Origin of the sequence: Gilvimarinus gilvus (assembly GCF_030518155.1) — a bacterium.
In the GTDB taxonomy this organism is placed as follows: domain Bacteria; phylum Pseudomonadota; class Gammaproteobacteria; order Pseudomonadales; family Cellvibrionaceae; genus Gilvimarinus; species Gilvimarinus gilvus.
The window spans coordinates 53,302-75,148 of record NZ_JAULRU010000617.1; the positions used below are offsets into that span (position 1 = coordinate 53,302).

The 21,847-nt window shown below is 51.6% G+C and carries 17 protein-coding genes; 5 read left to right on the forward strand and 12 right to left on the reverse strand.

Annotation, left to right across the window (positions count from 1 at the left end):
- Positions 1–86: 86 nt before the first annotated feature.
- On the reverse strand, positions 87–368 hold the full coding sequence (locus tag QWI17_RS15450) for a hypothetical protein (RefSeq protein WP_302723419.1): 282 nt from the start codon (positions 366–368) through the stop codon (positions 87–89).
- Positions 369–389: 21 nt separating this feature from the next.
- Positions 390–1,148, reverse strand: a complete 759-nt coding sequence (locus QWI17_RS15455; protein WP_302723420.1) for an SDR family oxidoreductase — start codon at positions 1,146–1,148, stop codon at positions 390–392.
- A gap of 320 nt (positions 1,149–1,468) precedes the next feature.
- Here QWI17_RS15455 and glpK point away from each other — a divergent pair, with 320 nt between their 5' ends.
- From glpK to QWI17_RS15470, 3 genes are all read left to right on the forward strand, one after another.
- A complete protein-coding gene (gene glpK, locus QWI17_RS15460; protein WP_302723421.1) occupies positions 1,469–2,950 on the forward strand; it encodes a glycerol kinase GlpK in 1,482 nt (493 codons plus the stop codon).
- Between the two features lie 242 nt (positions 2,951–3,192).
- A complete protein-coding gene (locus QWI17_RS15465) occupies positions 3,193–3,732 on the forward strand; it encodes a hypothetical protein (protein ID WP_302723422.1) in 540 nt (179 codons plus the stop codon).
- A gap of 5 nt (positions 3,733–3,737) precedes the next feature.
- Positions 3,738–5,225, forward strand: a complete 1,488-nt coding sequence (locus tag QWI17_RS15470; protein ID WP_302723423.1) for a PepSY-associated TM helix domain-containing protein — start codon at positions 3,738–3,740, stop codon at positions 5,223–5,225.
- On the opposite strand, the gene trhA is transcribed toward QWI17_RS15470, so the two are convergent.
- From trhA to QWI17_RS15515, 9 genes are all read right to left on the reverse strand, one after another.
- Positions 5,222–5,848 (reverse strand): PAQR family membrane homeostasis protein TrhA, encoded by a 627-nt coding sequence (trhA, locus tag QWI17_RS15475; RefSeq protein ID WP_302723424.1) that lies wholly within the window; start codon positions 5,846–5,848, stop codon positions 5,222–5,224. The two genes, QWI17_RS15470 and trhA, sit on opposite strands and share 4 nt — an antisense overlap.
- 235 nt (positions 5,849–6,083) lie before the next feature.
- Positions 6,084–8,348, reverse strand: a complete 2,265-nt coding sequence (locus QWI17_RS15480; RefSeq protein WP_302723425.1) for a GH36-type glycosyl hydrolase domain-containing protein — start codon at positions 8,346–8,348, stop codon at positions 6,084–6,086.
- Between the two features lie 240 nt (positions 8,349–8,588).
- Entirely contained in the window at positions 8,589–9,932 is a 1,344-nt protein-coding gene (locus QWI17_RS15485; RefSeq protein WP_302723426.1) for an ADP-ribosylglycohydrolase family protein, read from the reverse strand.
- A gap of 106 nt (positions 9,933–10,038) precedes the next feature.
- A complete protein-coding gene (locus QWI17_RS15490; protein WP_302723427.1) occupies positions 10,039–11,010 on the reverse strand; it encodes an alpha/beta hydrolase in 972 nt (323 codons plus the stop codon).
- A gap of 426 nt (positions 11,011–11,436) precedes the next feature.
- Positions 11,437–12,969: an alpha-N-arabinofuranosidase gene (locus tag QWI17_RS15495; RefSeq protein WP_370659585.1), complete on the reverse strand. Its 1,533-nt coding sequence runs from the start codon at positions 12,967–12,969 to the stop codon at positions 11,437–11,439.
- A 72-nt stretch (positions 12,970–13,041) separates the two neighbouring features.
- Complete coding sequence (locus QWI17_RS15500) at positions 13,042–14,817, reverse strand: family 43 glycosylhydrolase (RefSeq protein ID WP_302723620.1); 1,776 nt, start codon at positions 14,815–14,817, stop codon at positions 13,042–13,044.
- A 21-nt stretch (positions 14,818–14,838) separates the two neighbouring features.
- A complete protein-coding gene (locus QWI17_RS15505; RefSeq protein WP_302723428.1) occupies positions 14,839–16,746 on the reverse strand; it encodes a glycoside hydrolase family 97 protein in 1,908 nt (635 codons plus the stop codon).
- Positions 16,747–16,851: 105 nt separating this feature from the next.
- Positions 16,852–17,910 (reverse strand): aldose epimerase family protein, encoded by a 1,059-nt coding sequence (locus QWI17_RS15510; protein WP_302723429.1) that lies wholly within the window; start codon positions 17,908–17,910, stop codon positions 16,852–16,854.
- Between the two features lie 23 nt (positions 17,911–17,933).
- On the reverse strand, positions 17,934–18,950 hold the full coding sequence (locus QWI17_RS15515; RefSeq protein WP_302723430.1) for a glycoside hydrolase family 43 protein: 1,017 nt from the start codon (positions 18,948–18,950) through the stop codon (positions 17,934–17,936).
- A 164-nt stretch (positions 18,951–19,114) separates the two neighbouring features.
- On the opposite strand from QWI17_RS15515, the gene QWI17_RS15520 reads away from it, so the two are divergent.
- Positions 19,115–20,191, forward strand: a complete 1,077-nt coding sequence (locus QWI17_RS15520; protein ID WP_302723431.1) for an arabinan endo-1,5-alpha-L-arabinosidase — start codon at positions 19,115–19,117, stop codon at positions 20,189–20,191.
- A gap of 132 nt (positions 20,192–20,323) precedes the next feature.
- Complete coding sequence (locus tag QWI17_RS15525; protein WP_302723432.1) at positions 20,324–20,599, forward strand: hypothetical protein; 276 nt, start codon at positions 20,324–20,326, stop codon at positions 20,597–20,599.
- A 93-nt stretch (positions 20,600–20,692) separates the two neighbouring features.
- Here QWI17_RS15525 and pelA read toward each other — a convergent pair whose 3' ends face one another.
- Positions 20,693–21,835: a pectate lyase gene (pelA, locus tag QWI17_RS15530; protein WP_302723433.1), complete on the reverse strand. Its 1,143-nt coding sequence runs from the start codon at positions 21,833–21,835 to the stop codon at positions 20,693–20,695.
- Between the last annotated feature and the right edge of the window lie 12 nt (positions 21,836–21,847).

The window sequence follows — 21,847 nt, forward strand, 5'->3', positions numbered from 1 at the left end:
CTTATCGGCAATCTGCCGTTAGCTCCTGTTCACGCCAAACCCTATCATATTCAGATTATCCCTACGCGGCCGGTGGGTTAGAGTTTCTAATCATCCACCCCAAAAAGATTGTCAAACGCTTTGCGAAATGCCTCGTCGATAAAGTTTTCGCGGACAAACCATGCCAGCCAGTTTTCATTTGAATTAGTGCGGTAGGCGCTTTCTATGCATTTTGATTCGTATTGGTTATCATCAACCGGGGCCCGAGTCACCATACAGCGCGTGGTCTGCTTCGTTGCAGAATCATTGTCGACTACCAATGGGGGTTGCTTAGCTTGCTGGGCGCACCCACAGATTGCGACAATGGATACAACAACCAATAATCTCACACATGTCTCCGTGAAAAATGACTAAGGGTAATCCTGTCGGGTGGGCCTAATGAGTATATCGCCAACGTGTACATGTGAAGGCTGACCGACTGCAAACTCAATACTGCGCGCAATATCATCACCGTAGAGCAGCGGGCCAAACTTTTCTTTAAAACCATCCACCAGTTCATCGCTGTAACCGGCCCCAGCCTGAAAACCACTTAAGACCAACCCCGGCTCGATTAGAGTTACCCTGACACCTTTGGGGCCAATTTCCCTGCGCAAACCTTCCACCAATGAATGCACTGCAAATTTTGATGAGCCATAGACTGCGCTAAAGGGCGACAAATTACGTCCCACTACTGAACCAATAACCACAATATCGGCGGCCCGGTCAGGGAAACACTTGGGTTGACGCTGCACCATCGCCTGACCGGCCTTCTGCATTAAGTAGAGCGCCCCCTTTACGTTAAGTTCAAGCACCTCGGCAAACTCATCCAAATTTGCACTTAGCACCGAACCGCCCAAACCGCGACCGGCGTTTACCACCACCAAATCTGGCTCATCACCGAACTGCTCCTGGCACGCCTGCCACATAGCATCAATCACTGACGACTGAGCCGCATCCCCCTGTACAGGAAAAAATGCTGCGCCCAGTTCATCACTAAGCGCATCAAGCTTGTCGCGACGACGGCCACAACCAACCACTTTCACTCCCAATGCAACGAATCGTTTAAGGGTGGCTTCACCAATACCGGAGGTCACCCCCGTAACCAATGCCACTCGCTGATTCCATGTCATATAGTTTTCTCCACGCTCTCTATGATCACGATGCTTCACACATGCTCATTATAAGTTGGTCCTAAACCACATGAACGATACAGACGATTCATTAAAACACACAATTTCTCGCCACTTTATCGGTATAAGTACTATTTCTTGTGTTTTTATAGGTAAGCGCTTGCGCAAAAGCCAACCCACACGAACTTCGTCAAAATCTTTTTTGCATTACGGAGGATTTACACGTCATATTTATCCGATGATTCCCCCCACTGTTTTTTGAGTTAGAGGGCGACTATGCTTGCCTTAGTAGATGAATCATTTGTGTAAAGGAAACTCTTATGACCCCCAATATATTGGCGATAGATCAGGGCACAACCAGCTCCCGGGCCATGGTTTTCAGTGCCAGCGGCGAGGTTAAAAGTCGTGCCCAAAAGGAGTTTGATCAACACTTCCCCGCCGATGGCTGGGTTGAACACGACGCTATGCAAATCTGGCAGGTCACCTCGCAGGTATGTCGCGACGCACTCGCGCAACTGGCAGGCGGTGACGCTGTGGCCGGCATTGGCATTACCAATCAACGCGAAACTACAGTGGTGTGGAATCGCACCAGCGGCGAACCCATTTATCCCGCTATTGTGTGGCAAGACCGACGCACGGCCGAGACCTGCAAGGCCATGCAAAGTGCCGGGAAAGAACCCGATATTACCGACCGCACCGGGTTATTGCTCGACCCGTATTTTTCCGCCAGCAAACTCGCCTGGATTCTCGATCACGTGGAGGGCGCCCGCCAACAAGCAAGCCGCGGCGAGTTAGCCTTTGGCACGATAGACACCTGGCTGATTTGGAAATTTACCAACGGTAAGGTGCACGCTACCGATGCCACCAACGCATCGCGCACATTGCTGTTTAATATCCATACCCAACAGTGGGACGACACCTTATTAAAACTTTTTAATATTCCTGCATCGGTGCTGCCAGAGGTAAAAGATTGCGCGGCGGATTTCGGGATGGCGACCGAGGGGCTCGCCGGTAGGCACTTACCTATTGCTGGTGTGGCCGGAGACCAACACGCCGCAATGATAGGTCAGGGGTGCTTCAGCCCAGGCATGATTAAAAGCACCTACGGCACCGGCTGCTTCGCGCTGATGCACACAGGCAACACCGCCCAGCCGTCCAGCAACCGCCTGCTGACGACCACGGCCTATCGCTTGGCTGGGGTACCGCAATACGCCCTCGAAGGGTCTATTTTTATGGCGGGCGCCACAGTGCAGTGGCTGCGCGACAAGCTCGGCATTATCAATAACGCCAGTGACACAGAAGCACTAGCAGCAAGCCTGCCCAGCAATAAAGGCGTGTATCTGGTGCCAGCCTTTACTGGCCTAGGGGCCCCGCACTGGCAACCCGACGCCCGCGCCAGCATTTGCGGCCTGACCCGCGACAGTGGCCGAGCCGAGATCGCTCGCGCCGCACTCGAAGCTGTTTGTTATCAAACATACGATTTGCTACAGGCGATGACAGAAGATGCGCAGATGCCCATTAAAACCCTGCGCGTTGACGGCGGCATGATCGACAATAACTGGCTACTGCAGGCGCTGGCCGATATTACCGGCTGCTCCGCCGAGCGGCCCAGTATTACAGAAACAACCGCACAAGGAGCCGCATTTTTAGCGGGGTTACAATTGGGGATTTATCAGGGGTTGGATGACATCACCGATCGCTGGCAACTCGAACGCCTTGCCGTGCCCAAAATGTCAGAAGCCATACGCACAACTCAACTCAATGAGTGGCGCAGCGCTCTCAACAAGACGTTGCAGTCGTGATGTGGCGGCCACGTTAAATGGTCTTGTGGCGCCGAGTAAGCACTTAAAAGCCGTTATTGGCCCAAAAAGATGAACACCGAATAGCCCTGCCAAACCGCACCTCACTATGATTACTGCAAATCCCCTTCTTTAGATATTGCTATTACGAATCAATATCATTAGCATGTATGCACTGACGAGTATCCGCGACAGTCATTGCGCCGAATGCAATCTGGTCACCAGCCCGACAAAGAGATCTATGTATGTACTTTTCCCTCGCAGCGATTTTATTGGTATGCGCAAGCGTCGCGACACTTTATGTTTCTTGGCGCTCAGTGGGCCGCTCCACCGCACTTAAGGCCTCTGGCTGGATTGCCCTTGCCGGCGCCATCGCTTGCTGGTCACAGTCTGCCGGAACCGAATTTGGCACAACATTTAGCTTAATTCTGTTGCCGATATTGGCCTGGGTTGTCATGGCCTTTACCGCCGACACCCGCCGGCAAAAAGTTAAAATACAAGGTCGCGAGCGTTTGCAGCGCCCTTCATTCACCGCCTTGTTGCGCCACAGCGCGCGGGTGGTCGGCGGCGTTGTGCTCGCGGGTGTTAGTAGCGCTTTCTTTTGTATGGGACTTGCCACCTGGTTACCCACCTCACCGGTCAATGCCATTGTGTTGGCCGTATTTCTTACTCCCGTTGTTTGGGGCGCGGCCGCCTATTGGCTCTGTGCAGACCCAAACCAATATCGTCCATCCGCCACTATTGCTTTGGCCGGCGCACTTGGTGCCGCCATTATTTACGTGTGATGCCTATGAAACAGTTACTTTCCCCAAGCTTAGTTAAACAATCGCTAAGCAGTCACTCGTGGCTCGGTATTGCCATGGGCGCAATGCTTTATTTGGTCTGCCTATCGGGCAGCATTGCGGTTTTTTACCCTGAGTTTGAACGCTGGGAGCAGCCGCGTGTCGAGCCCGTTAGCGCTGTTAGCGGCGACTTAGCGCAGCGCGCTTATGACGCTCTTGTCGCGCAAACTGCGCAGGTGGATGCTGACGCAACCGATGATGGAGATCACCACCATCACCGCTACGTATTGATGCCAACCGAGGATAACCCGCGCCTGGTTGTGGCTGACGATGAGCAGGGCTGGTTTGTAAACGCCGACGGTACACTCGGGGAAAAAGTCGCCCACGACTGGACCCATGTACTCACCGATTTACACCTGTACCTGCATCTACCCACCAGCTTTGGCATGATTGTGGTGAGCATACTGGGCGCCATGTTATGCGGCCTGATCATTTCCGGTTTCTTATCTCACCCACGTATTTTTAAAGACGCGTTTGCATTGCGTCTCAAGGCCTCACCACGCTTACAGCAGGCCGATGTCCACAATCGGCTGAGCGTTTGGGGCGCCCCCTTTTATCTGACTATCGCGATAACCGGGGCGTTTTTCGGTTTAGCTAATTTATTTGGCTATGTCGCGGCCAATGCGTTTTATGACGGCGATTTAGGTGAAGTCATACCCGCCATTTACGGCGCGGAGCCTGAACTCGATCAACCGCCACAAGCGGCTCAGGTGGGTCGGGCTCTGGCACAAATGCACAGCATAGCCCCCGAGGCCACACCACTGTATATCACCATTGAGGGCATCGACTCACCGGAGCAGTTTATTATGGTGGGCGCGACTCACCCGGGCCGGTTGATTTACGCGGAACAATATCGCTTTGACAGCGCCGGTAGTTACATGGACAAGGTCGGTTTCTCAGATGGCGATGCGGGCCGACAAGCCATTTTCTCGGTGTATCGTATCCACTTTGGGCATTTTGGCGGTGAGTGGGTGCAATGGGTCTACGCTCTGCTGGGACTCGCCTTAACGGTCATTTCGGTAAGCGGTATTAATATATGGCTGAGTAAACGCAAAAAGCGCGATGCGCTCAACAACCTTTGGACCGGCATAGTGTGGGGAACTCCGGTTGGCTTAAGTGCCAGCGCCCTCGCCTCAATCGGATTTGGCATCACCTCGATAGGGATCTTCTGGGGCGCGATTTTGCTGGCAATGGTGTGGGCACAAATCGTCGACAGCCACCCCCACGCCAAGCGACGCTTACAGGCGGCATGCGCTCTATTGTTGGCAGCTACCGCAATCGCCCACGTCGTGGTTTTTGGTCAATACGCGCTTTCGGGCACCGCCCTTGGCGTCAATATAAGCTTGCTTGTTCTGGCTTTAGCCTTTGCTCTGACGGTGATTAAAAGTGCGCGTACGCGCCATCAGCACACTTCAGAAATCGTCCAGGCAACTTAACGCACGTAAGCGACAACCGATACGAAATGGCAACAAGAACCCGCCAACACAAACATATGCCAAATACCGTGGGCGTGCTTAAGTTTTTTCAGACCATCCAGCACATAAAAAATCACTCCCACGGTGTAGGCCACCCCGCCTAAAAATAGCCAGGTTAACCCAGCAGCGGGAAACCCGGCGGACAAGTCGTGGTAGACGACCACACATACCCACCCCATCACCAGGTAGATGGTAATTTGCAACCATTTGATACGTCGCTTGGGTAATATATCCAACAGTAAGCCCACCACCGCCAGCGCCCAGATAACCACCAACATAATTAAGCCGGTGGTTCCGCCGACCGTCACGGCCATAAAGGGGGTGTAGGTACCAGCTATCAGCAAGTAAATGCATACGTGGTCGAGTTGGCGAAATACCGCTTTTAACTTGGGAGAACGGAAACTGTGGTAAAGCGTGGACATGGTGTAAAGCAGTATCAACGTTATGCCAAACACAGTAAAACTCGCAATCAGCGCCGCGTCCCACTGTTGAATGCTGATGGTTAAAAGCGCACCAAAACCTACCAGCGCTAAAACGGCACCCACTAAATGGGTAATACTGTTAATGCGTTCGCCGTCGTACATAGAAATACTCTCGCTGCCACTGCCCAAGGCTGTAGTTTAACAGGCTACAAACAACAAAAAAGTGGCAGCGGGGTCAGAATGCATGCTGCTCAGAGTAACAATAGGCCCAGCGAGCAACGCCGACAAAAGTAGCTGAACACACGAAAGGCCACGTTTGCTATGAGCACTGGGCTGAGTTAAGTGCGTCGCTGTGGCCAGAGGCTTTGCCGCGGACAGCAGCAATACATGCGCGATCCTAGGCTTCGCCGACAACAAGTCTTGGCAAGCCTAAGGCTACAGACCTGCTTCGCGCCAAGGCAATCTCTACCTGATAGCGCCGCCCAGGCTCCAGCTTCTCGATCGTGTGGCTCTTTTGCAGCTCACCATCAACCCACATTTGCGACTCCGCCAAAGTATTGTCACGCTCGATCGACAAATAAAGTATGGCTCCCCGGATATGCTTGACTGCCTTCAAACCGTACCAAGCCATGGGCAACTGCGGGTTTATTTGCAAGCCTTTATCCGTTCCGCGAATGCCCAGTAAGCCCCGCTCCAATGCAAGATACACCCAGCCACTGGCAAATGTACTGGGCGCAATACTTGCCCTGCCGGACCAGCTTTCATCACCTTCAACGGGGCCAGTAACGTAATCCGGAATGTACGTCGGAAGCACCCCCAATCGCCGCGTGGCACCTTGCTCCTGATCGTCTTGATGGAGACAGGGCAATACCGAATGCAGAACTTCAAAGGCTCGCTCCGATTCACCAATTTCATACAAAGCATAGGCGTATTGTGCCGAATCCGAAGACAGGTGCGAAGCGTTCAAGCCACACCCTGGCTGCCAGGCCAGCCAGCTCGCCCACTCATCATCCAATTTTGTATAAGCCGGCCAAAGATTCAGCAAGCCGTATTCGGTTTTCAAATGTTTATCCACAGACGCGACTATTGGTTGAGCCAAGGTGCCACACCCGGCCAAAAGGGCCCAGCTTTGTGGTTTTAAATGTATTCTACCTTCATGGCTAGCAACTTCCCCCTGGCGCTTACCGCGCACAGATACCCCTTGAGCGAACCAATCGCCAGACCACAAATACTGTACGGCAGCGCTGCGTAAACTGTCGCAGTGCGCACGGTACTCCTTGCCTAGCGATTGCAGCAACATGACCTTTTCGCAAATCACGGCCCACCGCTCAAGTGTAAATACGCCAGAAAAAGTCGCGCTGGCACATGCACGCAAAGAGCGCCAATTGGCTCCGTCTTCATCACCACGCCGGGTATCGAGCAGCCCTCGATCGTCAATCTGTTCGACTAAACCATGTACCACTGTATTCAGGCACTCAAAAACACTGACGCGCTTTCGTCGCACGTCAATGAGCTCTCGCAATAATGCCGCGTCCCCCGTCTCCTCCTGGTACGCATCGATTACCATAATCAGCTCGGCGCAGCACTGCGCAAAACCCGATACAGGCGTCGTTACGTTCAACCGGCCCTCCTCCAAAAACTGCAATATATTGCACCTCGCCTGAGCTGGATCTACAAAAACCAAAGACAAGGTATTCGCCAACTTCTCACGCAAGCCATCGGCTTTTGCTGTTAACACTTGTTGCGCAAGCCAGTGATTGGTGAAGTGATTAAACGCATCCTCCGGGCTGTCGAGTTGAATGCTTTGATGAGTGTCTCGGTATATTGCCTGATTGTCTGATAGCACACGCGCGAAACCTGCCGGGTATAGGTATCTATCGCGAAGCTTCAAAATAGCGGTTTTGCTCTCGCCCTCGCCCACCATAAAGCGAAGCGTTTTAGCCTCGCCTGGCGCCAAATCTACATCGTAGTGAAAAGCGGCCATGGGTTCGGACCACTGGTGGGACGCGTCGCAATCGAGCTCCGCCCGATCTAAGGCTTGAGGGTGCTGCCAACTTTTACCGCCTAAGAAATTTTCCTGCCGGCACTGCCAAGTCACCGGCGGAAATTCGTGCAACACAAATCGCTGCTGAATACGACACTCAGTCTCACCGCGGTGAGACTGAGTAACAACAGACGTTGCCACAATACCTTCCAGATCGGGCCGGTATTCTGCAGAATTATTTTTGGAGCGCAACTGACCGAATGAGAACGCCGGATACAATTTTATATGACGCGCCGCCGCGCTGCGATTGGCCAGCGTAACCGACCAGAGTTCTACGTTGTCCTGCTGCGCCAAGGTCACAACCAAGCGAGCATCAACCTCGTGATAGCAGGTATCCCAAACCAAACACCCATCACCGACGGAAAAATCGAACATGGATGGCTCGGTATTTCCGTCACCATAAGGCAAAACGGCTATGCCGCCCTCGTCCGGATCGCAAAGATAAAAGCGACGAGCAAATGAATCCGCAGTGGCACTCTTTGCCGTTAGCACTTTAGCGGCACCATGACAGTTGACCGTCATTGTCCGGTGTTTGTTTACCAAACGGCCATAGGCCCGAGGCATCGATTGAGCGCACGACAAATGCCACCGCGCGCCATAGTTACTGGAATAAATCACTGCACCTTACCTTTCTTCAGGGCGACATGTTAGCGCTACCATTTCACACACAAAGCTCGCATCAAGCGCCATTGTAAAAACGGCGCATAATAGTGGTATTTCAAGCTTTTTCTGTGACGAGAATCACACTAACAGCAATAATGGAACAATTTTTACCCAGGTAACCGTATACATCACAAGAAATTGATAGCGCTATCAGACGCAACAGCTAGCCGGGACGCTACAAGATGTCGGCATCCTTCAATGAGTCAATGTGGGAAAATTGTGAACAGGTACCAGCCAATGATCACCACGAACCTCAGCATGAGCCAAGTCTGTCAGGGCACGCTCGGTAATACTAATGCCCATGCCGGCCATCTGGTCGAAGGTGTACAGGCCGTTGTGGTCAAACTGACGGCGGGTACGATGAATATTAAAGACACTGGCGAATTGACGATTAAATGCTTGCTCAACCCCCTCGCGCCCTAACATAAACCCCAACATGCCACCCCAGGTAGCCGCAGGGTTATCAGAGTCCCAGCCGGCCAGCATAGCGATCTTAATGGTTTGTTTAATGTCGCCCTCACCGTAAAAATAACTCAGCAAACTCGCGGCGTAGTTTATTCCGGCTGCGAAACAACCGTTGCAATACAGGTTGCGCGATGTCAGGTCGTAGCCATCTTGTTGCTCAACTTGATAGCGCTGGTAAATAGCATCGCGCGCGTCTTCCCAAGGTATGCCCGCAATGTATTGGCCTTTTACAAAATCGTACATTGCGGCTGGATATTGATCATCACTGAGTGCAGATCGAGCCGAATCGGCCATCCACATTAAAACATTTTTAGTGGGCGCACCTTTGTCTACGCCACCGGCCAGAGCATAAAGCGTGACATAAAAGCGTGCGATCTCTGCGGCCTCTGCGTCCGCGGTCGTTCGAATAGGTAAGTCCGCCATACGCAACGCCACATCTGGCCTGCCAGGAGCGAACAGACCAAATATTTCGGTCGTTAATTGGGCGTCAATCATATCGTAGTGTTCGTTATTTTCCTGCGTACCCGTATGCGGCGGTAACAGACCAGCGCGCATTAAGTCATAAGCACGTTGATTCGATACCCAGAGATAATTCTCATAGTCGCCCGCAGGGTCTTTGCCATAAGGGGTGGGTTCATCGCTGGCATAGATATGCGTCAACCAGCCGTCACGTATCTGCCCGGGCGTCAAAATGCTGGTTTGATGCTGGTCGAGCAAGTGCTGGTAGATAAACTCAATATCGGTATCGTCATCCGCTCCCCACACGCCCCCTGGAGCGGCGAATACAAAATCGATGCTTGCGGACAGGTCACTGGGTATGCCCTGTCCCCAAATGCTGGGCTGGTCAGGTTTGCCCCAGTCATCGCGCGTATAAAACGCGCCGGTTTTTATCTCACCGATATTGCCGACCTTATCCATCTCAGTAACCAAACCACTCCAATTGGCAATGCTTTGCCCAAGCCAGAAACCGTAGAGTCGATCTTGATAATCCAATGCATTGATTTTAAGAGTTTTCGCGTCCGCAAACACTTGCGATGCGCTCAACATAAGTACGAACAAGCTGACGAGCTTCATCGGTTCCCCCGGTAATTATTAGACATGTTTTAACCGCTGCTTGTTAAAATTATTTGTTAACGCCAAAGGCTAACACAGGGGGCAAATATAAAATATGCTGGCAATACTAAGGAGGACTCGGCAGCAGAATGCTCCGCTCGTCTGGCTGCACTCTCCCACCATCAATCGCATCGCTCATATGTCGCACAACCGGACTTGGCACCCCTGCACTATCGGTTAAAAAATAGGAGTGGCCTTTGCGATCAAAGCGATTATTGAAATCATCGCAATCAACCTCGTACACTCGATTTGGCAGTTTTGCTAGGTCTTCCGGACCGGTCATACCTAGGCGACGCGATAACACCTTGTTGCGCACGTTGGCTATTTTTGATGCCGGCATGGCGTAGTCATCATTGGCAAAATAGACAACAGTATTGCGGGTGGAATCGATGATGTAACGGCCGTCGTTATCGCCCTCGAGAATTTCATTGGCAAGGTCTGGCGCCACCAAAAATACGTTGCGAAACAACTGTGGCATATTGCCGGCGGAATGCTTTTCCGCCCATTCGCGCAGGGCATTTTTCAACACGCGTGAACCCATTGAATGGGCCAACATATTCATTCGGCGCAGGCAAGGGTCTTCCTGCTGAGCTTTATCCCGGCGCCAGTCGTCAAACTTACCGAGCATTCGGGCAAAGGCTAATCCGCTGGCATCAGCGGCGTCTTGATCATCCCAGTAGTCATCGGCAAAAGCGGCAGAAGAGTCGTCATCGCACGGCCAAATTAAGGGAACGACCTGCACCAAGCCCGGCGATTGTGCATCCATAAGCTGCTGCAAGGTTTGTGCGTTACTAAACACATCGGGCTCCATGTTGTTATTAAAGCCATGCACATATAGAAGTAGCTGAACCTTTTCCGGCAACGCTTTTAAGCGCTGAAAAAAAGCTTTGCTTTTAATTTCGGTGTAATCATCTTTGCCATTGCGTTCGCAAAAATACAGGTACTGCGATACGGCGGTATTTTGATAGTCAAAACTGATGTTGCGATTAGTGCGCGAACGCGCCGACTGCACGGGGGTGCGATTGGTGACGAACAGCATGCCTTGCCTCCTGATCCTTGGGTAGAACATGAAAAAGAGCTTACTTGCTGGCCCTACATTCATCCAGATATAGCACAAATTTTAACCAGTTAACACTAGCAGGCTATTGAAAAACCCCTTGCATGCTCAGCGAGGCCCGAAGCGTGCAGATGTCGTGCCTTGTCTCGACGGACAGGGTGGTTCCCTTTGCTAGAGGCAAGGTGCGGCAGATGTGCGCTTCAGGCCTCGCCCTGCGGGACTTACAGGCTGGCCCGTACTCGTCGTTACCACTTTTCGATGGGTGGGCACACACCGTCAAAGTGGCGTCTAGATTACGAACCAGCCTGAAAGTCTGAGTACATAAGGGGTTTTTCAACAGCCTGCCAGGCAGACACAAAAAAGCCCGCGCATTTCACTGCGCGGGCCAAGAGGGTTTAGACAACCGAATTATTTAAGCTCTACGACAACCACAGATTTAGCCGGTATATCGAAGTCTTTTAGCGAGGCTTCAAATGCTGCAGGCTGAAGCTGCTCTGGCGCTGCAAAAGTGTTGCGAGCGTCCAACTCGTTCGCTGTCAATATATGACCTACGGCCTTAGTCAACTTGGCGCCATCGACGTCCAAATCAATACTGGCACCGTTTTTAGGGTCGAGATTGACCAAGGCCAAGTACAGCTTACCATCCGTGCCACGGGCAACGGATGCGGTAACCGCAGGAACCGATTTATCACCACTGCCATAGTTTCCAGTTTCGATCTCGAAAGGAATGGATGTGGCATCCTGGAACACTTTGTACATACCATAGGTATGGTAAGTCGGTGTCAGTACCATTTTCTCTTTATCGGTAAGGATCATCGCCTGCAGTACGTTCACCATCTGCGCAATATTGGTCATGGTTACGCGCTCAGCGTATTTGTGAAAGATGTTGAAATTTACCGCCGCGACAACCGCATCACGCAAAGTGTTCTGTTGATACAAAAAGCCGGGGTCGCGCTCAGGCTCCGGGTCGTACCAGGTGCCCCACTCATCGACGTAGAGTTTGACATCACCGTCCGGGTCATTCTTTTCCAGTACAGCGACATTGTCGCGGATGTAACCGTCTATTTTGTAAGTACGGTTCATAGTCGCGAGCCATTCGTCTTCGGTAAAGTTAATGGCGCGTCCTTTGGCGTCCCAGTCTCCGCTCGGCAGGGTATAATAGTGGTAACTGATACCATCGATATTTTGCTCGATGTTGGCACTCAGCACATCGGTCCAGGTCGTATCTTCACTGTGACCGCCGCTGGCGACAAACTTAGGCTTTTTGCCATGTGGTGTTTTTAAGAAGGTTGCATACTGCTTGTACAAGTCAGAGTAGTACTCAGGGCGCATATGCCCGCCACAGCCCCAAGCCTCGTTACCAATACCAAAGTAAGCAATTTCGAAAGGTTCTTCACGGCCATTGGCACGGCGCTCATTGGCCAGAGTAGAGCCCTTTTCACCGGTCATATACTCGACCCATTCGGCCATTTCCCGAACGCTACCGCTACCCAGATTACCGTTGACGTAGGCATCCGCGCCCAGCAACTCGACAAACTCGAAGAACTCATGAGTACCAAACGTATTGGGCTCTTCTACGCCGCCCCAGTGGGTGTTTACTTTTACTGGGCGCTCATTACGCGGACCAATACCTTCGCGCCAGTGGTACTCATCGGCAAAACAGCCTCCGGGCCAGCGCACCAAAGGCACTTTAATTTCTTTTAGGGCATTTAATACATCGTTGCGAAAACCTCGGGTATTGGGAATATCAGAGTCTTCCCCGACCCATACACCTTCGTAAATTCCACGCCCCAGATGTTCGGCAAATTGTCCGTAAATATCTTTATCAATAACCGGGCCTGCATTACTGACGTTAAACTCGATGTCCACTTGATGATCTTTGGCCATTAGCGGGCTGCTTGCCAGCAGCACACCGGCGGCAATGAGGCTTTTTAATTTCATGACGGTCTCCTGATTTATTATCATTCTATAATACAAAAAAGCCCACTAGATTGCAGTGGGCGTTTACATTACTTAATTCACTTCCCGAAGCTGGAATTTTTGGCAGTCATTATCAAACCATGGCGACTGTGACAAGTTCGCACCGTTGGCTAAAGCGCAACTATCAGCATTTAAAGATAGACCACTGTGGCGGTTGCGTAACTGCACGGAACCGTCACCCAGAGGTACAACCGCCCACTCAGCTTCGGCGCCATCGCAACTTCCCAGCACCGCATTGGCACCCGGCACTATTGGATTGCCGGCCAGGGTCATACATTGATCCGCCAATTTCACGCTGTAGAAGGCTTCGCTGGTCGAGCTGAACTGCCATTTCTGTAAGTCACTGCCTTGCCAGCCATCCTGTGCAACGTTGCCGCCATCAGCAACGAGCGCTTTGCCACTTTGAACGCTCATAACAGCAACATCACCCGTCGGTGCTAGTCGCCATTGAGCATCATTACCGCCCAGTGTCGCGCCGGTATCGCGGTTAGTCAGGGTGAGCCAACCGTTAACATCGGTAGCAACCGTCCAGCGCTGCGTGTCGGTATTCACCCAGGGGGTAGCTTGCTCGTTCTGGTCGATAAAGGTACCACTGTCGACGTGGGCCAAGCGATATGCCCCATCGGCGGTTGAGTCCAGCACCCAGTTGGCCTTGCTGCCAGCACAGGCGGCTAACGCAAGGTCGCCACCGTTCCCGACCAAACATTTACCGGCACGATTGACTAACTGTTGCTGAACCCCCTGCACAGACACCTTAATAGGGCCGTTTTCACCCGAGGGCATTTTAACCGGCTCACCTTCCGGTATTGGGTCGCCAAAGTTAGGCAGACCCTCGTCGGTCCAGGTGAACTGCTGTGCACGGACCGAGCGGGTTGAGCCGCAGCCATACTCTTCTTTCGAGTTGCCGTGATACACGATCCAGTCCTGCGTGCCATCGGGAGAGACAAAGAAACCATTATGGCCCGGGCCAAAGACGCCATTACCACGCTGAAAAACAGGCTCTTCATACTGCTTCCAGTGATCTGGGTTGAGCGGATCACTGCCAATTAACTCTTTCATCCCTAACTTGTAATCGGGGGTGTCACAATAACTGGCAGAATAAATCAAAAAGGTGCGCCCCTTATGCTTGAGAATCTCAGCGCCCTCTGTAACCTCACGACCACTGATCTCCCAATCTAACTCAGGGCGAGTGATAACAACTTTAGGAGAGCCCGCTTTCAGCGTCCAGGGGGTTTCCATTTCGGTAATCAGATTTAACTGCTCTGGCCCGTGCCACTGCGAATAGAGCAAATACAATTTGCCATCGTGCTCTAAGTAAGTACCGTCGATGTTCCATTCGTTGGGCATAAAGTGCCCCTTGTACTCGTAAGGGCCCATGGGGTCATCACCCGCACTTTCCAGTACCGACAGATGCTGATGATCTAAGGTGCCGTGGACACCGGCGGTATACATTAAATACCAGCGCCAGCCATTAGGGCCGTTTAAACGGTGAAATTCAAATGCCCAAAAATTCCAGCTGCGCGCCGGGTCCGTATCAGACCAGACATTAATCGGTGATGCTTCGGATAAACCTGCCAGAGTTGGCGATTTGCGCATGACCAGCTGCGACGTCCAGGTAGTCGTAGTGAGGTAGTAGTTACCATCCCAGTATTCCAACCAAGGGTCAGCGCCATTGGCAAACAGTGGATTGGCAAAATAGCCTTCGGGCAGGGTTTGCTCTTGCGCAGAGTTTGCCACATTGTCAGTTTGCGCACAGCCGGCAACTGCCGCCAGCGCACAAATACTGGTAAATTTTTTCCACTTAATCATCACAACCTCACACCTTCCACTTTAGAAATTAATTACGAACCCACCGCGTGGGCGCACTGTCAACTTGAAAGCCTTCGCTGCGCTAACATCACGACGACTAAAGGATCGGTCATCATCGCCATCTGTAATCATCTGTCCTTCACTGGCAATAAATGTCAAATCCATATTCAGCGTTACTTCAGCATCGGTACCGTTAATACCGGCCACAAACCAGTCACTGCCGCGACGACGGGCAACGACTGCATACTCACCAGGGCTGCCGGTCACTAATCGTGTTTCGTCCCAAAGCGTTGGGATATCACGCATATACTCTTTAACGAAATCCGGCACCTTTGCCATACCCGCTGGAGTTTCGGCAATATGCTGGATACCGCTGGTGAACAAAACCGGCAGCGCCAACTCGAAGCCGTTGGAGGTCTTTCGCTCGATATTGGGGATTTCATCGAATGTGGTGGGAGTAAAATCCATAGGGTCAAACACATTACGGGTAAAAGGCAGCATGGCCATATGGCTGGCGGCTTTATCCGCACTGGCCTGCATAAACGTAATCATTTCAAAGCCGTGAACAGATTCCATGGTCATCATGTTGGGGTAAGTACGATGCAGCCCCCGTGGCAATGATGAACCGTGATAATTCAGCAACAGCTCATAATCTGCCGCATCGCTTAGCAGATCGTTGTAGTACTGCATAACCGACTGGCCATCACCCGGGAAGAAATCGATTTTTACCCCCTTCACGCCAACCTCGTGTAATCGGGCAAAGTGCTCGAGACGTTTAGTCCGATCCACCAGTTGACTTTTGGGAGTCATTTCCGTGGTATTCCATTCACCCGATGAGTTATACCAAACGAGCACGCCGACATTTTTTTCCTCAGCGTAATCCACGAGCTCCGCCAGTTTTTCCCAGCCGATATTCCGATCCCAGTTCGCATCAATCAGAACATAAGGCCAACCCATGTCGGCGGCGTAATCAATAAACTCCATGGTGGTATCGAAGTTAACCGAGTCATCCTTTAATAGCGCCCAACTCCAGGCTGCCAACCCGGGTTTCGCCCAAGGCATATCACCTACGGCTGGTGCAGCCAAATCAGTGCCCAATGTTGACTCTGTCACAGTGGCCAAATCACCCACGGCAATAATTCTCCAGGGCGACGTAAGCGCTTCATCAGAGTTAGCCATCAGTTCACCACCGGTGATCACTTCGGGTGCCATAGGCTTACCAATTTGATACTCGCCCTCGGGTGAGTTCTGAGCCAGACGCGATGCATGGAAATCGCCCTGCATTCCCGCCTCGCCAATTAATACCCAATCGTGGCCGGTATAAAATAGCGAAGGAAACACCCAGCCCGCTTCGGTAGGGCTGGCCGTACCGACCGGAATGTCCATCTGGTAGTGTTCTTCGTAAGACGGGTTAGTATTAGCAAAGCCGGTTTGAGCGACAGCAACGGGTTGTAACCAAGCTTTACTGTCCGGGGTAAAATCAAAACTGGTGTGCTCTTCAACAACATGCCGACTATTTTGACCGGCGTTTGGAATTTGGTACTGGAAAGACAAACCATTATCAGAAACCCGAAAGGCGAGTGTCAACACGTCACCTTGAGCATTCTCAACCTTAAACACTTGCTCGTTGGCCTGATACGTAATATCACGCTGTTTGCCATGAGACATGGTGTACGGCTCGGACACATACTCAACGTTGCCAACGCTCTGTACACTAAGGCCGGTGTTAAACTCAGCGTCGCTTAATGTCAAACCAAGGGCCGAGGGCTCAAGTACAACATTGTCACGGTGGGTCAAAGAATACTCAACACCGCCATTGGTGCTTTCCTGCAAGCTTAGCTGCACCTCACCGTTGGGACTGGACAAGGTGTACGTTTGATCTGCTCCGCACCCAGCCAGAGCAAGTATTGCAAGCAATCGAAATTTCATAGACTCTCCTTTGTTATTATCGAGAGCGTTCGCTTAACAATCGAGCAGTAAGTCACTGCACTCAATACGGCTGTTGTGGCGATCGCTTGAGCTTCAGCGGTTGGACTATAACGCTGAAAACTGAAAGCTCATGGTTGACGTATAGGTCTCACCAGGCTGCAATGTAATATCATCAAAGTCTTTCTGATTTGGCGCATCGGGGAAGTGTTGAGGCTCTAAACAAAAACCAGCGTGCTTGTGATAGGTCAAGCCCTTGCCACGAATACTGCCATCGAGAAAATTACCGGAGTAAAACTGAACGCCGGGCTCAGTGGTATACACTTTCAATATTCGCCCAGACGCAGGCTCAATCGCTTCCGCGGCCAAAACAAAATCTGACTTGTGTGTTTTTTTAAGTACGAAGTTGTGATCATAACCACCGGCAATATTGAGTTGCGGATGATCACTAGCGACATCGCAGCCAATCGCTTTGGCTGCAGTGAAATCAAAGGCAGAACCGGCCACCGGCTCAATCTCTCCGGTAGGAATGAGCTCGTCATTCACCGGGGTAAAGTGTTCGGCATGAATACATAGCGTGTGATTTTCCACACTGCCCGAACCCGCCAGGTTAAAGTAGCTGTGCTGAGTTAAGTTGACCGGCGTAGGGGCGGTGGTTGTCGCTTTGTACTCGGTAACCAATGCGTTATCAGCGCTGAGCCGATACACAACATCTACGGTAAGCTCACCGGGATAGCCTTCTTCGCCATCGGCACTAATGTAGCGCAGATGCAGTTCGGCAGCATCGTTGGTGACCCGAGTTTCGGTCTGCCACACCACCTTATCGAATCCCACAACACCGCCGTGTAAATGACTGATGTCATTTTCATTTTTAGCCAGCGAGTAGGTCTCGCCCCTAAGCGTAAACTGACCTGAGTTTAATCGGTTGCCAACCCGCCCGATCAGAGCACCAAAGTAAGGCGAGTCTTTGACATAATCATCAAGGTTATCAAACCCCAACACGACATCCGCAAGCTGACCTTTGTTATCTGGGACCCAGCACTCGGTGATAATGCCACCGTAGTTGCTAATACAGACACGCATTCCAGCTGGATTGGTCAAGGTAAACAGCTGCGCTTCCCGCCCATCTGGCAAAATGCCAAAAGGAGCTGATTTAATATCAAACATATTTCATCTTCAGTTGAGTGAATTTAGTCGCCAAGCTCTTGGCCGAACACGGGAAAACCCTGCTCATCCCAATGTAACACCCGAGCCCGTGCATCGCGATTGGGGTCGGTAAGCGGTGTGCCCTGCAACTCTTTGTAATCGCGTGAGTGATAAATCAATAGGTCTGTTTCACCATCTTCCGCAACCGTAAAGCTGTTGTGGCCGGGACCGAAACGTTTAACCGCTTCGTTGGTATAGAACACGGGCTCGGGCAGTTTATGCCAAGATTCTTGTTTCATTAGATCGGCATCGGCATCTGCCCACAACATCCCCATAGCGTAGTTGTGATCGGTCGCACTGGCTGAATAGGTCATAAAAATACGACCGTTCTTTTTAAACACAGCCGCACCTTCATTGACCTTGTAGGTAATGATTTCCCAGTCTAGCGTTGGCTCTGTCAGCATAATGACAGGCTCTTTGATTTTAACCGGGCTCTCCAGCTCAGCCATATACAGCGCAGAGTTGTATTTCTTTGCAGGGTCTTTTTGCGCCCACACCAAATAGCGTTTGCCATCATGGGCAAAACTTGTTGCATCCAGGGAAAAGTCGTCCCAGGGGGTATGCATACGAACGGGTTTGCTCCACGTGCCGGCCAACGGATTAGCCGCTGTTGAGGTGATGGCATGCATGCGAATCATCCATGGCTCATCCACCGGTGCACCGGCAAAATAGATCACCCACTGATCATCAAAATAATGCAACTCTGGCGCCCAGATATTAATACCGATGCTGCTCTGTTTAGTTGGCTGCCAGATGGTGACTTCTTCGGCGTCAGATAGGCCATTTATGGTTCTGGCCCGGCGCAACACCAGTCGATTGAATTCAGGAACAGTGCCAATAAAGTAGTAATAGCCGTCCGTGTGACGGTGAATCCAGGGATCTGCGCGCAACTCGACAATTGGATTATCGTAGTCGACGGCGCCTGATTCGCCAGCCGACGCGGTAGTCACAATGCAAAAGCTCGCCGCGATTACAGCGAGTAATGTGAGTATTCTGTTCACAGTCATGTATCCCCTTGTTAGGTCTATTATTGGGTTCAACCTTTACACCTTGCATTTGAATATTATTATAATACAATAATTGGTACAAGCGCCCTATGGATCATTTATCCTCAGGGTGAACCAATCAACGTTAAGAAGCGTTAACAATAACAACTGAGGGCCAGATGAAAAAACACGAATCTCTATCAGTTTTACGCGGAATGGCATTTACTATTGCGATTGGCGCGATAGCAGCGCTGACCTCCGCATGCAGTGAGGCCCAACCAGAGTTTGACCGCATTGGCAAACAAGTCAGCATTCACGACCCGGTTATGGCCGAAGAAGACGGCGTTTACTATCTGTTTAGTACAGGCCCCGGCATTACCATTTATCGCTCCAAAGATCGCATCAACTGGGAGCTTCAGGGGCGAGCCTTCGCCACTGAACCCACCTGGGCAAAATCCGTCGCACCGGGCTTTCGCGGGCACCTGTGGGCACCCGATGTGGTGGAAAAGGATGGCAAATTTCACCTGTATTATTCCGTCTCAGCCTTTGGCAAAAACACCTCAGCGATTGGCGTCACCGTCACTGAAACACTAGACCCGAGCGCCGACAATTACGGCTGGCAGGATCAAGGTATTGTGATCCAATCGGTCCCGGGGCGAGATAACTGGAATGCGATTGACCCCGCCGTTATTCGCGATGAAAACGGCGATGGCTGGATGGCATTTGGCTCTTTCTGGAGTGGTCACAAGCTGTTCAAGCTTAATGAAGACTGGACGGCGCCTGCGCAACCCCAACAATGGCACGGCATCGCCTTTGGTTACCGTCCTGCCGATGTCCCTCCGGGTGAGGCCGGTCCGACCGAGCTCGAAGCACCCTTCCTGTTCAAACACGGCGATTTCTATTATCAGTTTATTTCGCTCGGTAAATGCTGCCGCGGCGCTGACAGCACTTATCATATTGGCGTAGGCCGCAGTGAATCGGTAACGGGCCCCTATTTGGACAAAGACGGTAGAGACCTGGCGCAAGGCGGCGGCAGCGTCATTTTAAAAGGTAACAAGCAATGGCCGGGTATCGGCCACAACAGCGCCTACACCTTTGATGGCGCCGACTATTTGGTTTTTCACGCCTATGAATCGGCCGATAACGGGCTGCAAAAGTTAAAGATTCTCCCCATCGAGTGGCAAGATGGCTGGCCCACTGTTGACCCCGCCGGACTCGATGAATATCAAAGTGTTCAGGTAAAAAGTATTGATTAATACCTCTGTCGGTTTCTGATTGCCTATTACCACAGCGGTATTTCTAGTCAGTTACGCAACGATGTTGTCTGTTTGGGGAGCCTGGCTCCCCCTTTTTTATACACCCAATAATTAAGGAAGGATGGATTATTTATGCCTCTGCTACCTTTTCGACATGTTACAACACAAAAATTTAGTGGCGTATTGCGCTTTTCCCGCTTTCTAGTATTACTCGCACTGATCTTTGTCGCCATAGGATTGCTGGCAGGTATGAGTGCTCTTTTCTCTTCAATGATAGGTGGAGTGGTACTTGCCGTGCCTTTTCTGGCAACGGCATTGGGGCTGTATGCCCTCGCGGCTTTCCTTACTATTTTGTTAGCAATAGAGGATAACTTACGCCTACAAGCCGCATCTTCTCAACGAGACTAACCGCGGTCGAAAGGTTTTCCCAACTCTTTGCAAGAACAAAATTTAGCTCGCAGTCTGCGCTACGCAAGTCAGCGCAGCGGGTCACGGTATTCCCTATTTTGGCTCTGTTAGTTCGCCTGCGTAACTGGAACGAGCGTTGTGGCTAGCCCGCCAGCGCGGATAGTCTTCGCTCAATAGCCCTTCAGGCCAAGTACCGTACCAATGGTAACCGCTGCGCCTCTCTAAGTGGACCTCGGCAAGCGACTCTACCCGCGAGCCATCCCGATTGGTGAAAAATGGCTGGCGGGTTTTTATATCGTAAAATCTGGCCCACAGGCCCAGAGCTGTGCTGTCTTGCACCAATTTACGGTCGAAGGTTGCAGTGTGATACTCAAACCGAACCGGGTTAATCGCCACCTCCTCAACCCTAAGCCCCTCAATACGATGATCAACAAACCAGTCAACGGCAGCATCAACGGCCGATATCACTCTAGCTGACGGCTGGCTTTTGGACATAAGGTAATCCACGACCGCAACACTCTCCCAGGTTTGCAAGGCCGGCAACTCATACGAGCGCGCAGCAACCGGAACCAGTGTGTTTTTGTCATACTGCCCCGCCCAAATGGTTGGTTTTCCATCGATAACAATTTGTAAGTCGAGGATCAGCTGATCGCCTCTATTGACTGCACCTCGTGCACGCTCGCGCAAATCTTTGGGCACAAATTCAAAAGGTGGCGCAGCACTTGCGACCTGCCTGAGAAACCCGAGTACGCCCGGCATGACCTCATCGGCAAAGGTAATGTGCTCGGCATAGGATCGATCCTCGCGCCCGGGCGAGTGCGGCCAACCGCCGTTGGCGTACTGAATATCTAACGTGAATGTTAGCCCCGCAATGGCAGCGCGCCGATAGCGCTCGTCGCCGGTTATCTGGTAGGCGTGGGCCAAATAGGTGATTTGCGGATAAATATTGCGGTTATCGAAACTGGCATCGTTGTTTGGTTTATTAGCAACAATTCGGGCTTTTTCAACGTCACTTAATAGGCGTTGTGGATGCTTATTCTCCGGCCAGCCGCCATTGTTGCGTTGGTACAAAACAATATTATCGGCAATGGCCTTCACATCCACAGGTTTGTGGAGTGGCGCATCAGCTTGACCGGTTCGGTTGTACCAATGATGAACGGCATCACTGAACCCATCGAGAGTTATGGGCGCAGCAGCACTTGCAGACATTGTGGTGGTTAACAGGGCAACCACCACAATACTCCTGAC

Bases quoted from the DNA above. Each gene is read 5' to 3' on its own strand.
- QWI17_RS15455 (WP_302723420.1), bottom strand. From the start codon at position 1,148: ATGACATGGAATCAGCGAGTGGCATTGGTTACGGGGGTGACCTCCGGT.
- glpK (WP_302723421.1), top strand. From the start codon at position 1,469: ATGACCCCCAATATATTGGCGATAGATCAGGGCACAACCAGCTCCCGG.
- QWI17_RS15465 (WP_302723422.1), top strand. From the start codon at position 3,193: ATGTACTTTTCCCTCGCAGCGATTTTATTGGTATGCGCAAGCGTCGCG.
- QWI17_RS15470 (WP_302723423.1), top strand. From the start codon at position 3,738: ATGAAACAGTTACTTTCCCCAAGCTTAGTTAAACAATCGCTAAGCAGT.
- trhA (WP_302723424.1), bottom strand. From the start codon at position 5,848: ATGTACGACGGCGAACGCATTAACAGTATTACCCATTTAGTGGGTGCC.
- QWI17_RS15485 (WP_302723426.1), bottom strand. From the start codon at position 9,932: ATGAAGCTCGTCAGCTTGTTCGTACTTATGTTGAGCGCATCGCAAGTG.
- QWI17_RS15490 (WP_302723427.1), bottom strand. From the start codon at position 11,010: ATGCTGTTCGTCACCAATCGCACCCCCGTGCAGTCGGCGCGTTCGCGC.
- QWI17_RS15495 (WP_370659585.1), bottom strand. From the start codon at position 12,969: ATGAAATTAAAAAGCCTCATTGCCGCCGGTGTGCTGCTGGCAAGCAGC.
- QWI17_RS15500 (WP_302723620.1), bottom strand. From the start codon at position 14,817: ATGATTAAGTGGAAAAAATTTACCAGTATTTGTGCGCTGGCGGCAGTT.
- QWI17_RS15505 (WP_302723428.1), bottom strand. From the start codon at position 16,746: ATGAAATTTCGATTGCTTGCAATACTTGCTCTGGCTGGGTGCGGAGCA.
- QWI17_RS15510 (WP_302723429.1), bottom strand. From the start codon at position 17,910: ATGTTTGATATTAAATCAGCTCCTTTTGGCATTTTGCCAGATGGGCGG.
- QWI17_RS15520 (WP_302723431.1), top strand. From the start codon at position 19,115: ATGAAAAAACACGAATCTCTATCAGTTTTACGCGGAATGGCATTTACT.
- QWI17_RS15525 (WP_302723432.1), top strand. From the start codon at position 20,324: ATGCCTCTGCTACCTTTTCGACATGTTACAACACAAAAATTTAGTGGC.